General features: G+C 47.8%; 19 protein-coding genes. 8 read left to right on the forward strand and 11 right to left on the reverse strand.

What is annotated here, in order from left to right; translation table 11 throughout:
- The first annotated feature begins 240 nt into the window (after positions 1-240).
- Entirely contained in the window at positions 241-540 is a 300-nt protein-coding gene (locus tag AC9UEO_RS06370; protein WP_509531148.1) for a DUF1330 domain-containing protein, read from the forward strand.
- A 46-nt stretch (positions 541-586) separates the two neighbouring features.
- Here the strand turns inward: AC9UEO_RS06370 and AC9UEO_RS06375 are convergent, their stop codons facing one another.
- The 4 genes from AC9UEO_RS06375 to AC9UEO_RS06390 are packed head-to-tail and all read right to left on the reverse strand — an operon-like array spanning position 587 to position 5,201.
- On the reverse strand, positions 587-1,741 hold the full coding sequence (locus AC9UEO_RS06375) for a serine hydrolase domain-containing protein (protein ID WP_509531153.1): 1,155 nt from the start codon (positions 1,739-1,741) through the stop codon (positions 587-589).
- Between the two features lie 50 nt (positions 1,742-1,791).
- A complete protein-coding gene (locus AC9UEO_RS06380; protein WP_509531155.1) occupies positions 1,792-2,958 on the reverse strand; it encodes a CaiB/BaiF CoA transferase family protein in 1,167 nt (388 codons plus the stop codon).
- Between the two features lie 31 nt (positions 2,959-2,989).
- Complete coding sequence (locus AC9UEO_RS06385; protein WP_509531157.1) at positions 2,990-3,742, reverse strand: glucose 1-dehydrogenase; 753 nt, start codon at positions 3,740-3,742, stop codon at positions 2,990-2,992.
- Between the two features lie 25 nt (positions 3,743-3,767).
- Entirely contained in the window at positions 3,768-5,201 is a 1,434-nt protein-coding gene (locus AC9UEO_RS06390) for an aldehyde dehydrogenase family protein (protein ID WP_509531159.1), read from the reverse strand.
- A 91-nt stretch (positions 5,202-5,292) separates the two neighbouring features.
- Here AC9UEO_RS06390 and AC9UEO_RS06395 point away from each other — a divergent pair, with 91 nt between their 5' ends.
- The 4 genes from AC9UEO_RS06395 to arsH are packed head-to-tail and all read left to right on the forward strand — an operon-like array spanning position 5,293 to position 7,529.
- The gene (locus tag AC9UEO_RS06395; RefSeq protein ID WP_509531161.1) at positions 5,293-5,619 is read left to right on the forward strand and encodes an ArsR/SmtB family transcription factor; all 327 of its coding nucleotides are present in this window, start codon (positions 5,293-5,295) and stop codon (positions 5,617-5,619) included.
- 16 nt (positions 5,620-5,635) lie between these two features.
- Complete coding sequence (locus tag AC9UEO_RS06400) at positions 5,636-6,139, forward strand: arsenate reductase ArsC (RefSeq protein ID WP_509531163.1); 504 nt, start codon at positions 5,636-5,638, stop codon at positions 6,137-6,139.
- Entirely contained in the window at positions 6,136-6,780 is a 645-nt protein-coding gene (locus AC9UEO_RS06405; RefSeq protein WP_509531165.1) for an aquaporin, read from the forward strand. Before AC9UEO_RS06400 ends, AC9UEO_RS06405 begins: the two co-directional genes overlap by 4 nt.
- Before the next feature lie 26 nt (positions 6,781-6,806).
- A complete protein-coding gene (gene arsH / locus AC9UEO_RS06410; RefSeq protein WP_509531167.1) occupies positions 6,807-7,529 on the forward strand; it encodes an arsenical resistance protein ArsH in 723 nt (240 codons plus the stop codon).
- A gap of 148 nt (positions 7,530-7,677) precedes the next feature.
- On the opposite strand, the gene AC9UEO_RS06415 is transcribed toward arsH, so the two are convergent.
- The 3 genes from AC9UEO_RS06415 to AC9UEO_RS06425 are packed head-to-tail and all read right to left on the reverse strand — an operon-like array spanning position 7,678 to position 9,751.
- Positions 7,678-8,451 (reverse strand): SDR family oxidoreductase, encoded by a 774-nt coding sequence (locus tag AC9UEO_RS06415; protein ID WP_509531169.1) that lies wholly within the window; start codon positions 8,449-8,451, stop codon positions 7,678-7,680.
- A 29-nt stretch (positions 8,452-8,480) separates the two neighbouring features.
- Positions 8,481-8,891 carry a hypothetical protein gene (locus tag AC9UEO_RS06420; protein ID WP_509531171.1) on the reverse strand — a complete coding sequence of 137 codons (411 nt, stop codon included), beginning with the start codon at positions 8,889-8,891 and terminating at the stop codon, positions 8,481-8,483.
- 14 nt (positions 8,892-8,905) lie between these two features.
- The gene (locus AC9UEO_RS06425) at positions 8,906-9,751 is read right to left on the reverse strand and encodes a phytanoyl-CoA dioxygenase family protein (RefSeq protein WP_509531173.1); all 846 of its coding nucleotides are present in this window, start codon (positions 9,749-9,751) and stop codon (positions 8,906-8,908) included.
- A gap of 230 nt (positions 9,752-9,981) precedes the next feature.
- Here AC9UEO_RS06425 and egtB point away from each other — a divergent pair, with 230 nt between their 5' ends.
- The 3 genes from egtB to AC9UEO_RS06440 are packed head-to-tail and all read left to right on the forward strand — an operon-like array spanning position 9,982 to position 12,439.
- The gene (gene egtB, locus AC9UEO_RS06430) at positions 9,982-11,193 is read left to right on the forward strand and encodes an ergothioneine biosynthesis protein EgtB (protein WP_509531175.1); all 1,212 of its coding nucleotides are present in this window, start codon (positions 9,982-9,984) and stop codon (positions 11,191-11,193) included.
- Between the two features lie 5 nt (positions 11,194-11,198).
- Entirely contained in the window at positions 11,199-12,161 is a 963-nt protein-coding gene (gene egtD / locus AC9UEO_RS06435) for an L-histidine N(alpha)-methyltransferase (protein ID WP_509531177.1), read from the forward strand.
- On the forward strand, positions 12,158-12,439 hold the full coding sequence (locus AC9UEO_RS06440) for a DUF427 domain-containing protein (protein WP_509531179.1): 282 nt from the start codon (positions 12,158-12,160) through the stop codon (positions 12,437-12,439). The genes egtD and AC9UEO_RS06440 overlap by 4 nt, the downstream gene beginning before the upstream one ends.
- 57 nt (positions 12,440-12,496) lie before the next feature.
- On the opposite strand, the gene AC9UEO_RS06445 is transcribed toward AC9UEO_RS06440, so the two are convergent.
- The 4 genes from AC9UEO_RS06445 to AC9UEO_RS06460 are packed head-to-tail and all read right to left on the reverse strand — an operon-like array spanning position 12,497 to position 16,084.
- Positions 12,497-13,795, reverse strand: coding sequence for a PQQ-dependent sugar dehydrogenase (locus AC9UEO_RS06445; RefSeq protein ID WP_509531181.1), 1,299 nt, complete (start codon positions 13,793-13,795; stop codon positions 12,497-12,499).
- 24 nt (positions 13,796-13,819) lie between these two features.
- Positions 13,820-14,239 (reverse strand): transmembrane 220 family protein, encoded by a 420-nt coding sequence (locus AC9UEO_RS06450; protein WP_509531183.1) that lies wholly within the window; start codon positions 14,237-14,239, stop codon positions 13,820-13,822.
- 57 nt (positions 14,240-14,296) lie between these two features.
- Positions 14,297-15,880 carry a cryptochrome/photolyase family protein gene (locus tag AC9UEO_RS06455; RefSeq protein ID WP_509531185.1) on the reverse strand — a complete coding sequence of 528 codons (1,584 nt, stop codon included), beginning with the start codon at positions 15,878-15,880 and terminating at the stop codon, positions 14,297-14,299.
- A 33-nt stretch (positions 15,881-15,913) separates the two neighbouring features.
- Entirely contained in the window at positions 15,914-16,084 is a 171-nt protein-coding gene (locus tag AC9UEO_RS06460) for a DUF2256 domain-containing protein (protein ID WP_509531187.1), read from the reverse strand.
- Between the last annotated feature and the right edge of the window lie 108 nt (positions 16,085-16,192).

Here is a 16,192-nt window from a genome sequence, read left to right on the forward strand (position 1 = left end):
ACTTTATAGTTGATCACTATACTACAACTATACTACTTTGGCCCCGAAGTGACGTGCTAACTTGTTGATTTTAAATAGGAAAATGGCAAGTTGTCGGAGTCTTCACACGGTGGAAGCCAGTGGTTCGATCCCACTACGACCCACCACTATAAAAATCCTGAAGACTATCAACTGCTTAGGTGGTTTTCAGGATTTACTTTTTTAAGTTTTTTTATATGCTTCCTGAATTTAGGTGTTGCCATGACCAAAGCTTACTTTGTTGGAAACATAAAAATCACTCATCCAGAGGGATATGCTCAATACCAAAAGCATGTTCCTAAAACCATCTCAGACTTTGGAGGATGCTATTTAGTTCGGGGCGGCTTGGCGACTCAAATTGAAGGCGACAGTCTAGGCGGTCGAAATGTCGTTCTTGAGTTTCCTAGCCGAGAACAAGCTGAGGCTTGGTACCGTAGCGATGCTTATCAGTCGATCATTCATCATCGAAAGAACAATTCGTCAGGAACTCTGCTTTTAGTCGATGGCTTGAGTCCTGGTTAAAAATTACATACCTGACTTAAAAATGGAAGACTATCAATACCCAACTTTAGGGTGGTGCCTCAAAGATTTCCTGTATCCAATACTTAATCTCTGTGCTTATAGGTTGAACAAAGTCACCACCATTGCTTAGGATGATGTAGTTCACACGATCCGTTGTGTTTGCGCTGATGAGTGTTCGGTAGCCGTCTTTTTGTCCTGCATGCGTATAGCTTCCAATTTTGTTGTCTTCTGGGGGCAGAACCCATCCCATACCATAGCGTTCACCGCTTTCAAATACAGGGCTCACTAAAGCAGGCGTCGTCATCAATGTGGCTCCCGCTTTACTGACAATCTTTCCTGCTTGGTAGGCTTGAAGCCACAATGCAATGTCGTTGAGTGAACTGTAAATACCTGTAGGACCTTCGGTTCTCAGAAGAATTCCTTTGGTTTTTTTACTTAAGGCGTAATTAAGCGCCAAAATTTCACCTTGAACTGATGCCTCTGACTCGACCCTTGTATGGGTCATCCCTAAAGGATCGAATACTCTTTGTCGTAAACATTTCCCAAAGTCAGTTCCACAGGCAATAGAAGCTATCTCAGCCAATAAAACATAGTTACTGTTGCTGTACTCAACTTGCGTCCCAGGTTGAAAGTTCAAATGATGACCCGTATCCCAACGTTGTAATAACTGCTTGTTGGTCAATCCATCTAATCCAAGAAGTTTGGTTGAATTGATTTGACTCATATAGTCCGGAATGCCGGCAGTTTGATTCAATAAATTGCGAACCGTGATCGCTCCCCATAGTGGCGGTAATTGGGGCAGCCACTTAATGGCCGCATCATCAAGTTGAAGTAAACCACCTTCTGCCAGTTGCAACACAAGCGCGGCGGTCAATGGTTTAGACGCAGAGGCAAGTTCAAATGTGGTGTTGTCGTCAATGGGAATTCGCATCTCTCTTTGTGCAAGACCTGCCCACTTGCTGTAAACCACCTCGCCATCAACCTCAACCCAAACGGCCATTCCTGGCCCTTGTTTTTTGTCAAGTTGATTCAGAATTTTGTCTACAGAATCACGAAAAAAAGCAATGCGTTCATTTTTATTCGTGGGTAGCGCAGATTGTTCTGCATGCACACCAATGCATAAAAAACTAAGCAAGCAAAATGCCATCGCTTTAAAAGATAAAGTCGATGCACACCCAATACCCCACTGAAAAGGCTTCATTGTGTGTTCCGTTCATGGGGAGTCATAAAGTGCACGATACCTCTTGGCTGCTACTTTAATGAAAGCGTCAGGCCTAACTCTTCAAGAATTTTGGCGTTGTGCTGACCCACACCGGGAATCGGTCCCATGGTGTATTCGAAGCCAGATTGCAATCCAGGAGGTAGCAACGCGGGCAGAGGTCCTACTGGAGAGTCCACTTGGGTCCAACGTTTTCTCGCATGCAGTTGTGGATGCGCCCATAAATCTGCCATATTGTTCATTCGGGCGTTGGCAATCGCGGCATCATCCAAACGCTGAATTACTTGAGACGCACCGAGACTGGCAAATACCGACAAGATGATGCCCTCGAGTTCAGATCGATTTTGGTTACGCAAGCTGTTGTTATTGAAGCGGGGATTGGTAGCTAAATCTGGCATAGACAAGACTGTTTCGCAAAACTGAACCCACTCTCTCTCGTTTTGCAATCCCAGCATGACGCTGACACCATCTCCTGCCAAAAAAGGGCCATAGGGGTAGATGGTGGCGTGGGATGCACCAGTACGTGGCGGTGGAGGGGCGTTATCCGTGGCGTAGTACATGGGGAAACCCATCCATTCAGCCAAGGACTCCAGCATAGATATATCTATGTGCGCCCCTTGACCCGTTTTGTCGCGTTGAATTAGGGCACTCAAAATATTGGTGTAAGCGTACATACCGGCGGCAATATCGGCAATCGAGTTGCCGCTTTTGCTGGGGGTATCTGGTGTGCCCGTCACCGACAAATAACCAGCCTCACTTTGAATCAGCAAGTCATAGGCTTTCTTATCGCGGTAAGGCCCCTCGTTGCCATAGCCGGAAATATCGCAAACAATCAAACGTGGGTGGATTGCTCGCAAGCTTTTAGCGTCTAAACCCATGCGGGCCGTGGCACCTGGTGCCAAGTTTTGTACAAGCACATCGGCTTTAGCAATCAATTTCTTAATGACAAGCAAGTGCTCGGGATTTTTCAAGTCCAGGGCCAAACTTTCTTTCGAACGATTAACCCATACAAAATGCGATGACGCTCCCCGAGCGCGTTGGTCGTAATTGCGGGCAAAGTCACCCACGTCGGGGCGCTCTACCTTGATAACCCTGGCCCCTAAATCAGCCAATTGACGAGTGCAAAAAGGCGCGGCAATGGCATGTTCGAGCGACACCACGGTGATATGTTCTAGCGGTTTGACAGCAGCAGTCTTCATGGTGTTTTCATGGGCTATATGTGTTTTGCCTTCAGATGGTGCGACCGCCGTCGACTGGAAACTCAACACCTGTGAAAAACTCTGCTGCATCACTGGCCAAAAAAACGGCTGCAGCTGCTACATCACTTGCAAGGGCGAAGCGCCCCAATGGAATGGTGGACATGAATTTGGCGCGGTTTTCGGGTGTATCGGGCAAGCCCATGAAATCTTCAAACAAACCCGTCACACCCATAACAGGGCAAATGGCATTGACGCGGATTTTCTCGGGACCAAGCTCAACCGCCATGGACTTGGACATCAGGTTCACTGCACCCTTGGATGCGTTGTACCAAGTCAACCCAGGGCGGGGGCGAATGCCTGCCACCGATCCGATGTTCAAAATCACGCCACCGCCTTTTTGACGCAAATGCGGCAACACTGCATGGGTCATGTGAAAGATGGACTTCACATTCACATTGAAAACTTTGTCGAAAGTGGCTTCATCCACTTCCAGCATGGGGCGGTTTTTATGCGTAGTACCAGCGTTGTTAACGATGATGTCGGGAATACCAAAGGTGTTGATGCAATGCTTCACCAAGGCTTGTACCTGCGCTGCATTGCTCACATCGCAAGTAAAAGAACTGGCTTGTGCGCCTAAACTTGCAGCGACACGCTTGCCCGCGGCGTCTTGAATGTCAGCCACAATGACCTTTGCGCCTTCGCGCACATAGGCTTGGGCAATACCTTCGCCAAAACCACCACCAGCACCAGTGATGATGGCAATTTTGTTCTTCAATTGATCCATGGTTTATCTTTCTGTGTGTGCGGGTTCAACCGTGAAAATGAATGACTGTTTTGGTGGTGCTCATTTCTTCAAGAGCCATGAATCCTTTTTCGCGGCCATGACCGCTGCGCTTGACGCCACCAAAAGGCAGTTCAACCCCACCGCCTGCGCCAAAAGAATTCACGAACACTTGGCCACATTTCAGGGATTTCGCTAAGCGCTGTTGACGACCACCATTTTCAGTCCAAACTGCGGCCAGCAAGCCATATTGAGTGCCGTTTGCCAATGCAATGGCATGGGCCTCGTCTACAAAGGGCATGGCAGCCAACACGGGTCCGAAAACTTCTTCATGGGCCAAGGGATGGTCGGCAGGAACTGGACCAAACAGGGTGGGGGTGACGTAATAGCCACCACTGGGCACGCTTGGGTCGATTTGGCCTTGGGCCAACATTTTTAAACCGTCTTGTTGGGCTTTTACGATGTACTTGTTCACACGTTGCTGCTGCGACAGATTCACAACGGGGCCGCAATCTAAATTCATCTCTGGGGTTCCCACTCGCACTTTGGAGAATTTCTCTGCGACTAAAGAAACGAATTCCTCATAAAAATCCGATTGAACCAGCAATCGGCTACCAGCGGTGCAGGTTTGTCCGGTATTTTGAATAATGCCGCGCACCACGGTGCTGGCTGCCAGTTCGAGATTGGCATCTGAAAAAACCAGATGTGGAGATTTTCCACCTAGTTCAAGCACACATTTCACAGCGTTCAGCGCTGCTGCTTGTTGGATCAAGACACCCACTTCATTTGAACCTGTGAAGCTGATGAAGTTGATATCTGGGTGTTTGGCCAAGGCTGCACCGGCTTCTTCGCCCAAACCGCTGACGATATTCAAAGCGCCAGGGGGGAAACCGACTTCCAAGGCCAGTTCGGCAATGCGAAGGCAACTCAGGCAGGCATCTTCGGCGGGTTTAACCACCACCGCATTGCCCATGGCCAGAGCCGGCCCGATGCTGCGTCCCATCATTTGTGCTGGATAGTTCCAAGGAATGATGTGGGCGGTGACACCCAAGGGCTCACGCAATAAATTGACTTGGTAACCATTCAAAAAGGGAATGACTTCACCATGGATTTTGTCAGCAGCAGAACCGTAAAACTCGAAATACCGTGCCAGCACCACCATATCATTGCGTGCGGTGGTCATGGGTTTCCCAGTGTCCCGCGCTTCAAGCAAGGCCAACTCTTCTGCATGGTCCAGAATATGTTGAGCCATCTTTAGCATCAAGCGGCCGCGCTCTAAAGCAGACATCTTGCCCCAGGCGCCGCCCAGCGCTTGCCTGGCCGCAGCGACAGCCAAGTCAATGTCCGCAGCTTCACCGCGTGGAATTGCTTCGAAGGTCAACCCATCCACAGGCGAGCGGACTTCCAAGGTTTTGCCGCTTTGGGCTTGGACGGCTTTGCCGCCAATGATCATGTGGGCCACGTGGTGCTCTCCAAAAGTTGTTCAGTGTAGAGGGGAGGAGCAAATATTTTGCATACGTCAAACTGTCACATATTTCCATTATCATTTAATAATGGAAGATAAATACGTGATCAAAGCGCTTGCAGCGTTGGCTCAGCCCAACCGTTTGCAGATTTTTCGTTCCTTGGTGGTCAAAGGCCACGAGGGGTTAACGCCTGCTTTGTTGGCCCAAGAGTTGGGTATGCCTGCCAACACCCTTTCATTTCACTTGAAAGAATTGATGAATGCAGACCTGATTTCTCAAGAGCGCAGTGGGCGTAACCTGATTTATCGGGCGCAGTACGACCGCATGAATGCTGTTCTAGCGTATCTAACCCAAAACTGTTGCCAAGGGGATGAATGCGAAGTCACGACTGAAGAAATTTGTAAGAGTTGTTAATTGAAAGGAATAAACAGTGACTGAAGCAAAACCCTTGAACGTACTTTTTCTTTGTACCCACAATTCAGCGCGAAGTATTTTGGCCGAGGCATTACTCAACCATATGGGCAAAGGCAAATTCAAAGCCTATTCAGCTGGCAGCAGCCCTAAAGACAATCAAAAGCCAAACCCTATGGCTATCGCAACATTAGAAAAAGCTGGAATCTCTACCCAGGGGTTAAGCAGCAAAAGCTGGGATGTTTTTGCTTTGTCTGATGCACCACATATGGATTTGGTCATCACTGTTTGCGATAACGCAGCAGGTGAAGTGTGTCCTTATTGGCCTGGCCAACCGGCCACGGCACATTGGGGCTATGCGGATCCGTCAGAAGCGGTTGGAGGCGATAACGAAAAATTGGAAGCCTTTAAGCAAACAATGCATCAAATCAGAAGACGTTTGGATATTTTCATCAGTCTTCCTTTGACAAACTTGAGCAAGATGGCCTTAGAAAATACTGCACGAGATCTTGCTACAAAATGATTCACTGGAGAAGGTATTTATCAGAGCTGATCGGCACAGCTGCTTTGTTGTGTGCTGTGATTGGCTCGGGCATCATGGCCGAGCAATTGGCTGGGGGCAATATGGCGGTTGCACTTTTGGCCAATACGCTTGCCACAGTCTTTGCACTTTATGTCTTGATTGAAACCCTCGGCCCTGTCAGCGGTGCTCACTTTAATCCTGTGGTTTCTTTAGTCTTGGTGCTGCGTAAAGATTTAGCGAAGCACCATTTGTTCTGGTATGTGACGGCACAGCTTATGGGGGCAGCATTGGGTGCGTGGGTCGCACATGCAATGTTTGCTCTAGAAATATTGCAATGGTCTACCAAAGTCAGAGCAGGTCCTGCGCAATGGTTTGCTGAAGCCGTGGCCACTTTCGGATTGTTGTTCGTGATTTTGCGTTCCCCTTCATGTAAGGCCTCATCTTTGGTAGCTTGTTATATTGGTGCAGCGTATTGGTTCACTGCAAGTACTTCTTTTGCGAACCCAGCAGCTGCCTTTGGGCGGATGTTTTCAAATACATTTGCAGGTATTTCACCCTCAGACGTTCCAGCTTTTGTGGTATCTCAGATTGTGGGTGGACTCCTTGCCATGGTGCTGGTTTCAGCGTGGAAATCTGAGTAACACCGTTATCAAGCTAAAGGACTTTCGTGTCAAAGGTTTCTGAACTATTTCCTCAGCTCGATGAATACTGTTTCCAACTGCCCCAGCAGCATTCTTTGGTGCCGAGGCAGGCATCAAGCCATCAGCCAAGACTTTTGATGTTGTATGGTTCCTTGCGTGAGCGCTCTTACAGCAAACTGTTGACGCTTGAAGCGGCTCGCTTGCTTGAAACAATGGGTGCAGAGGTGAGGGTGTTTGACCCCATGGGGCTACCCCAGCCTGATGCAGCACCTGATACGCACCCAAAAGTCAAAGAGTTGCGTGACTTGGCAGCTTGGTCGCAGGGCATGGTGTGGTGTTCACCTGAACGTCATGGTGCCATGACCGGGATTATGAAAAGTCAAATCGATTGGATTCCTTTGTCGGTAGGTGCAGTTCGACCCACTCAGGGTAAAACTTTGGCGGTGATGCAAGTCTGTGGTGGATCGCAGTCTTTCAATGCTGTGAACCAAATGCGAATACTAGGCCGATGGATGCGAATGTTGACCATTCCCAATCAAAGCTCTGTTGCCAAAGCATTTTTAGAATTTGAGGAAGATGGCCGAATGAAGCCATCAGCTTATTTCGACAGGGTGGTTGATGTGATGGAAGAGTTGGTGAAGTTCACATTGCTGACACGCGATATTGCCCCGTACCTGCTAGACCGCTACAGTGAGCGAAAAGAATCTGCTGAAGAACTGTCAAAAAGAGTCAACCAAAAAAGTATTTGAAGGGCTTTTTTTCATTCCCTAGACATTCAATTCTGCCAAACCCCATACCCCATACTTTGTAACCGAATCGCCAGATCTACCTCCATGTATTGGGCGTCACCATAGGGCATGGGGTTGAGTTTTTCGTAGATCTATGGCATAAAAAAGTTTAGGGTTTAGTTTCTGGTGGCGTTTCAAGTCCACCTAAGTAAAAACGATTGTGAGTTGGTGAAATAATCAGTTCATTGATGCAGGTTCGCGCAGGCATTTGGGCTAAAAACAAAATTGCCTTTCCCATGTCTTCTGCTTGCACCATGCGATCGCGTATTTCCTGGGAAGGAGGTACAGGACGTTTGTTCAAAATGGGAGTTGCAACTTCGCCAGGTAACAATGAAGTGGCGCGTATGCCGTTAGCGCACTCTTCCATATTGATGGACTCACTCAAGGCCAGTACCGCACGTTTGGTTGCGTTGTATGCTGGTCCAGTCAACTTTGAAGAATAAAGCCCAGCCCAAGACGATACATTGATGATGAGTCCATCACCATGCGCTCGCATAGTCGGAAGGACCGAGTGTACACAATAAAACAAGCCATTGAGGTTGATGTTGACGACTTCATCCCAAGACTCGGTCGATAAAACATCAAGATTTCGTTTAGTGGCATTCATTCCCGCGCTGTTGATGAGGATATCAATACGGCCATGAGAAGCCTTGATGTGTTTAGCAACACTTTGCACAGCATTTTTATCAGCAACATCCAGCAAAATAGCTTCAGCGTTGCCCAATGCTTGCAACTGTTCCAGTGCACTGGCGTTGGTTGATGCATTTCTTCCGCTGATAACGACATGAGCACCTGCTTTAACCAACTCCAACGCACCCGCTAAACCGATACCACTGCCGCCACCAGTAACCCAGGCTATACGCCCCCTTAAAGTGTTTTTCATTTAGCTATCCTTTTAAAAGTCATTTAGCTTTATTCGCATTTACCAAGAGACATGATTCCATCTTGTTGTTTTGAAGGGTAGTACCTGAATACATAGTTTCCATTTTGAAAAATCTTGATGTATCCGGTTGAATCGACGGGTGTAACAACCCCATAGAACGCATCAGCACCCCATTCAATCTGACTACCTAAATAGAGTTGACTAAACGTCTCAAAATGATTGGACGTCATCATTTGGACTTCCTTACCTCTAACTTGAAGTGTGAAAGGAAATGTATGCACATTGGTTTTGCCTGCACAAGACACGTGCATATTGCCGCAAAAAAATGCCTGAACAGGTTGGCAGGTGACTTTAGCCTCATGCTTGAGTTTTGTTAAAGCATCTAAAGCCTGTGCTGGGATTAAAGCAAACAAGAAACACGCTGATAGCGCTACTTTCATTTGATATCTTTCCATTAGTTTCGCGTGGTCAAGCGCTGTTTCAACCCTGGAGGATTGGAAAACGTTTTCATGAAAGCGTCTTGTCCTGTACCAGAGAATTTCACCCCAGCCTGTTTGATAGCGTCATCGCTGACCTTGACCAGTGGCGTATAAAACGGATGGTGATGCGCAATGAACGGGTTGTTTCTCGCCGCGTTATAGCAAAACAGTACTGTCCAGCGACGATTGGGAGAGCGGTTTTGGTCCGAGCGGTGCATCACGTTCGCATGAAAAAACAAGCCATCACCAGGTTCCATTTCCGCATATTCCAATGTCATGGTGCGCAACATCTCTTCCACGCGTTTGGGGTCTGCCCCAACTTGCTCGCCAGGGACGATGCCGTGATCAACCCGCCCTGCTAAATGAGAACCGCGTAAGACCTGCAAACAACCGTTTTCTTTGTTGGCCTTGTCTAGCGCCACCATGACGCTTGCCATGTGGGGCAGCAAACAGCCGTTGTGGTACCAATAACCGTAATCTTGGTGCCATTCCCAAGCGCCACCATCCAAGGGCTCTTTGGCTGTGAGTTTGGAGTGGTAGTGGTAAACCTCACCGCCGAGCATCTGCTCCATGGTGTCAACAATGCGTTCAGTTCGGGCGGCCAGTCCGTAAGCGCTATCGCCGGGATGGTTCCAAGTTGCCATCATGGTGGCTTTACCCTGAGCGTCTTTCCGGTTGTATAAACTGTTTTGCAGATCCGGATCCTGTTCAATCGAACTGCGCATAAGCGAAATCTCTTGTGAGTCAAATAGACCGCGGATCAGCACATAACCATCTGCCTCAAAAGCAGCTTGTTGGGCAGGGGTAAATACAGACGCCATGGCAACTCCTTGGTGAATGAACAGGTCGTGAATCCAAATCCAATCCTTACGATACCTTAATTTTGCAGGTGTATATCCAATGATGATCAGTAGTCCATAGCACCATTTACCGATCGAAAGGCTACAGTGCAGATAAATCCATTAGTTGGTCACTTACCATCATGCTACTTTAGACCTGAAAAAAACAGGGTGAATTGAATAAAACGCTTTGACGCATAAAATTTAGAAAAATGCCTACTTCTTCTTTATCAGCCTATTACATCAATCTGCGTCAACATACCTTGAATCTTGCTGCGCCGCTGAGCGCCGAGGATCAATGTGTGCAGTCCATGCCAGACACCAGCCCAACCAAATGGCATTTAGCGCATACCAGCTGGTTTTTTGAAAACTTGGTGCTGTTACCTTTTTTGCCAGACTACAAGGTATTTGCTCCAGCTTTTTCTTATCTTTTTAATTCGTATTACGAAGCCTTGGGTCCTCGCCACCCAAGATTACACCGCGGCTTGCTGACCCGGCCATCGTTGCCACAAGTACTTGCATTTCGACAATACGTTGATGCCGCTATGCAAAAGCTGTTGAGCAACTTAGAAACTTTGAACGAGGAATCATTGACCTTGATCGAACTCGGCCTGAACCATGAACAACAACACCAAGAACTTTTACTGACCGATGCCTTGCATTTGCTTTCTTGCAATCCGATGCCGCAAGCCTACGATACAAGTTTCACTTATGCCAGTGCAAAAAGTCAAGCGTTGCATTGGCTGACCTTCGATGAAGGCCTGCGAACATTCGGCAGATCGGTTGATACTGAAGGTTTTGCGTTTGACAACGAACGTCCAGCCCACCAGCGATTTATTCAGAGCTTTCAGATTGCCACCCGATTGGTCAACTGCGGCGAGTACCTCGCGTTCATTCAAGACGGAGGCTATGACAATGCTGAACTCTGGTTGTCCGATGGCCGCACACAAGTTTTGCAAAACAACTGGCAATGTCCACTCTATTGGTTGACGCCAGAAGACCCGCAATCCCCCGTCGACCATTGGCAGTTGTTTAGCTTGAATGGTGTGCAAGCGCTTGACCCGCTAGCGCCAGTGGCAAATCTGAGTTTTTATGAGGCCTCTGCATTTGCGCAATGGGCCGGTGCACGGCTGCCCACCGAGTTTGAGTGGGAGACCGCTAGCGAGCACCCAGGCATGAAAGATATGCACGCACAGGTGTGGCAATGGACGCGCTCTGCTTATGAGCCTTACCCTGGGTTTGTGCCAGCCAGCGGTGCGGTTCGTGAGTACAACGGAAAATTCATGGTGGGACAGCAAGTATTGCGTGGCAGCAGTCTGGCCACACCGGCGCAGCACAGTCGCAACACTTACCGCAATTTTTTCCCTGCTGCAACGCGCTGGCAGTTCAGTGGCTTGCGTCTGGCAAAAGACAACTCAAACTAGGTAATATGGCTGCTACAGATTCTGAACGTCTGCAATTCATGCAGGACATGCTAACTGCACTTTCGCAAACGCCCAAGAGCATTTCACCTAAATATTTTTATGACCAAGCAGGATCGGTCTTGTTTGACCGCATCTGCGACTTGCCAGAGTACTACCCGACTCGAACCGAGTTATCCATTTTGCAAAACCATGCGGTTGATATTTCAAATCACATGGGCGAATATGCTGACATCATCGAATTTGGCGCAGGTTCGTTGCAAAAAATCAGACTTTTGTTGAATGCTGCAAAGCAACCTTTGCGCTATGTGCCCATAGATATCTCTGGTGTGCATCTGAAAGCTGCCTGCTCTGCCTTGCAACACGAGTATCAGAGCCTGCACATTCAAGCCCTGTTGGCCGACTACACCAGCACATGGCAACTGCCTGCATCGTTGCCGAAAACAGGTAAACGTGTGGCATTTTTCCCTGGCTCCACCATTGGCAATTTTTCCTCATTGCAAGTTGAGGCATTTTTTCGCAATTGCGCGGAGCACTTGGCCGGTGGTGCGCTTTTGCTTGGCGTCGACCTCATCAAGGGACCGGAAATTTTGCATGCAGCCTATAACGATGCCCAAGGCGTGACAGCAGCTTTTAACCTGAACCTATTAGTGCGTGCCAACCGAGAACTCGGGTGTGATTTTGATCTAACGCAATTTGTGCACAGCGCTTTTTACAACGCTCCCCTGCAACGCATTGAAATGCATCTGCTCAGTCTTAAAGCGCAAGTGGTTCACTTGAACGGCGTAGCGTATACATTTGCGCAAGGTGAAACCTTGCACACTGAATATTCGCACAAGTTCACCCTCGCCAGCGTGCAACAGCTTGCACAATCAGCAGGTTTACAGACCACAGCGGTGTGGACGGATCTGCATCAATTGTTCGGCCTGATCTGGCTGGACATTCCACCTATACAGGAGAACTTACTATGAGAGCTATTTGGAAAGACACCGTTGTTGCCCAGAGCGATGACACGGTTTTGGTCGAAGGTAATCACTACTTTCCCGCTGAGTCATTAAACCAAAGCTTTATTTGCGCCAGTAACCATAAATCTATGTGCGCTTGGAAAGGACAGGCAAGCTACTTGTCTTTGCTGGTGAACGGCGAATTGAATAATGATGCTGTTTGGTATTACGCCGATCCCAAACCGCAGGCTGAAGAAATTCGCGGTCGTGTCGCTTTTTGGAAAGGCGTCCAAGTCATTGAATGACATTGTGAAAAAGCTTAGGGCTTAGCGCTTTGATCATTCAGCGCCAAGACATGCAGTTCATTCGGCTTTGACCATGTAAATGGCGTCTTCTAGTACTTTGTTACGTTTGCTGTTCACAGCGGTTAAAGCATACACATTTCCACTGTTGTCTTGTGCAAACGCCAAAATATAGGGCAGTTTTCCATTTGCGGTTGGCTCACTCATTTGTATACGGGTGTTGACCATCGACCAGGAGCCTGTCTTTGATGGCGAGGCTACGAAAACTTGGCCATCGTTTTGGTCAAACCGCTTACTCCAATCGCCAAAAATATATTTACCATGCAACTGTGAGGAACTGCCCCGGTGTATATAGCCGCCTGCCACGGAAATACCTTTGCAACCTGTAGGCACTGCGGAGCAATTGGGATATTCAATCACAGCGGGATTGATGGCTGACTTGTCACAGTTTTCTTTGTGGGCCTGTGGATTATCCCAACTGAAGCAGCGCATCTGGCCCTCAACTATCGGCCATCCCATGTTCTTGCCTTTTTCAATGATTTTGATGGACTCAAAGCTGTCTTCTTGGACATCACCACAAATTAACTGTTTGCTTCCTTTGGTGTCAAAAGAACAGCGCCAAGGATCGCGCAAACCAAAAGCCCAAATCTCGGGAAGTGCTTGGGGCACTTTGACCATAGGGTTGTCAGCAGGAACCCGGTAAGGCTTGCTATTGGTGCTTTGTGAAACATCAATACGAAGTATTTTTCCGAAGTAATTGTCTAGTTTTTGGCTGTTGTAGTTGGCTTTTTTCTCTGTCCACTCTGCCTTATAGCCACCATCGCCCGTGGAAATGTAGAGCATTTGATCGGGGCCAAAACCAATCCAATGCCCATTGTGGTTGAAATTCGGCCAGGGCAAGGAGTGGACACGCTTACCTGAATTGGGGTCTATGCGATTTTTGGAAGACTTGCTGACCACAAATTCTTCCACCACATTGAGGTGTGAGTAACCGGCCGGAGCAACGGTATTGTCTGACCCCAAGGGAGCAGAATACGCCACATAAATTTTTCCATTTTTCTGGAAATTAGGATGTATAGCTATCCCCAACAAACCGGCTTCGCTGTAGTCAGAGGTAAAGGGCAGAATTTTGGACGTCAAGTCCAAAAGTGTGTGGGTGATTTTGCCGTCTTCAAAAACCTTGATAAGTCCCTCGTGTTCCATGATAAACATTCGTGACTCGCCATGGGGTTGGACCATGGCTAATGGTTTATTCAAGCCGCCGACAACTTTTACCAGTTCTATGGGTGTTTCGGCCCATGCACCAGTCGATACACAGACACAAGCAACAAGAAATTGAAAAATTTTTGAAAAAGACATATTGGCTTTCATTGGATTCAAGGTTCAGGTACTGACGTGATTCTCGTCTGCTTCGCTCAAATTGTCGTCAGACACTTGTTGTCTGCTGACATATAAATTAATGGCACAAACCATTAACATGATGAACAGTCCGCCAAATTCTCTGGTGTTTTCAATCCAAGGCGTAGAGGCCATCATAGATTGGGTCAAGGAGTCGAAATGGTGCTCTGTAGCCCAAGAGAAGACTCCGTCTGTCGTCACAAAGTTATAAACAGCATAGGGCAAATAAATAGCGATATTGAAAATATTCAAGCGCTTGGCGCTGATATCTTTGAAAGCATAGGCACAAGACAATGCCGACAAAAGATAAAGCGGCATCCATAAGTAAGGGTCGGGATCATTCCACTGCAAACCAGCGCAGATCAGGAACAGAACAGCAAAAATAAGATTGAAGATTTTGAACACTGGATTCCTTAATAGGTTATGGAGTTAAAAACTTGCTCAGTATTATAGGATACGTATTCAAGAAAAAGACTTTGGGTTTATGGCTTCAGTGCGGGGCAGGTTTAGAACCGATGCACGATGCTTGCTGGCTTGTTCGGCAATCAGAAGCTTATTTTCATCTGAGAGCCGATTAAGGTTCTTCAACTGCATCAACATGCGCGGATTCTTAGCCAACGTGTCTGTATGTGTGTGCAAGTAATCCCAATACAGGGTGGTGAAAGGACAGGCTTTGTCACCCGTTGATTCTGCGGGGTTGAATTTGCAGCCTTTGCAGTGGTTGCTCATTCGGTCAATGTATTTACCGCTAGCTACATAGGGCTTGCTCGCCATCAGGCCGCCATCGGCAAACTGACTCATTCCCAATGTGTTGGGTAGTTCCACCCACTCCACTGCGTCTACATAAACGCCCAAATACCAAGCATGAACTTGTTTAGGCTCAACCCCTAATAACAAGGCATAAAGACCTGTCACCATCAAGCGCTGAATATGATGGGCATAGCCGTGATTGAGGGTTTGCACAATAGCGTCTCGCAAACAAGACATGTCTGTTTGTCCCGTCCAATAAAAATGCGGAAGCGCGGCGTGTGCCTTCGTGCTGTTGAGCTCAAGGTAGTTTGGCATGTGGGTCCAGTAGATGCCTCGAACGTATTCACGCCACCCAAGTACCTGTCGCACAAAACCTTCAACAGCTTCCAGTGGTGCATGTCCGTCTTCATAAGCCTTAGCTGCTGCGTCGCAGACTTCCCTTGGGTTGAGTAACTTCAAGTTAAGTGAAGATGACAAATGGGAGTGGTAAAGCCATACATCCCCTTCCCACATGGCGTCTTGATACAGGCCAAAATAGGGGAGCCGATTCGCGACGAAATCTTTCAGTGCCATCAACGCCTGGGAGCGTGTGACAGGCCAACCAAAACTGTCGACAGAGCCAGGATGGTGAGCGAATCGTTGTTGCACCAAGCGAATGATCTCTTTAGTGATTTGATCTGGTGCAAATCGTGTCGGCGAGGGTAGCTCACCCGGCCCGTTCTTCCCAAAGCTACCACGGTTGTCGGCGTCAAAATTCCACTTACCACCAATAGGTTTATTGCCATCCATCAGCAGGCCGGTTTTCAGTCGAAGTTCGCGGTAGAAGTATTCCAATCGAATCTGCTTGCGTTTCGCTGCGTGCACCCCAAAATCACGTACAGTGCTGAAAAAATGTATGTCGTCTCTGACCTCTAACACCACTTGATGATTTGCGGCCACTGCTCGCAAGCTTTGCAGTACGCGCCATTCGCCAGGCGCAGTCATGATGAGCTTTTTGGGTTGGTGCAGGGCCAAGGCTTTTTCAAGCTCGCCAGCCAAGCTGCCTTGGTTGTCTACTGCGTCAATTTCACTGTAGAAAACTTGCCAACCAATTTCACGCAAGGAGGCAGCGAAATGCCGCATGGCACTCAAAAAAACTGTGATGCGCTGCTTGGCCGACACCACATGCGTGGACTCCTCATCCACTTCCGCCATCCACACGGCGTCTTGTTGTGGATCAAAATCAAGGAAAGCTGAAGCATCAACATTCAGTTGATCACCCAAAACCAAAATCATGCGCCGAATTGAGGTCGTCATAAGCGCAAACTTAGAGGTTTTTAGAGTAACTCATTAGGAATTACTGTGTGTTTTGGATTTTCTGCAGGCATCGGAACAGTGCTTAACCTCTTGCCAGTTCTTGGCCCAGGACTTACGCCAAGTCATTTCACGGCCACAAACTTGACAAGACTTACTTGGCAAGTTTTGTTTGTTACCTTTGAATGTAGCCACTTTTGTCACCATAGTGATCTTTTATTTAAAGGACTCTAAAAGTGTCAGTGTGTTGAATGAGAACAAATGCAGGCAAGAGATCTATGAATTCGACTTCAACCAAAAGCCAAGATTGTGTTG

Origin of the sequence: Limnohabitans sp., assembly GCF_040401495.1 — a bacterium.
In the GTDB taxonomy this organism is placed as follows: Bacteria; Pseudomonadota; Gammaproteobacteria; order Burkholderiales; family Burkholderiaceae_C; genus Limnohabitans.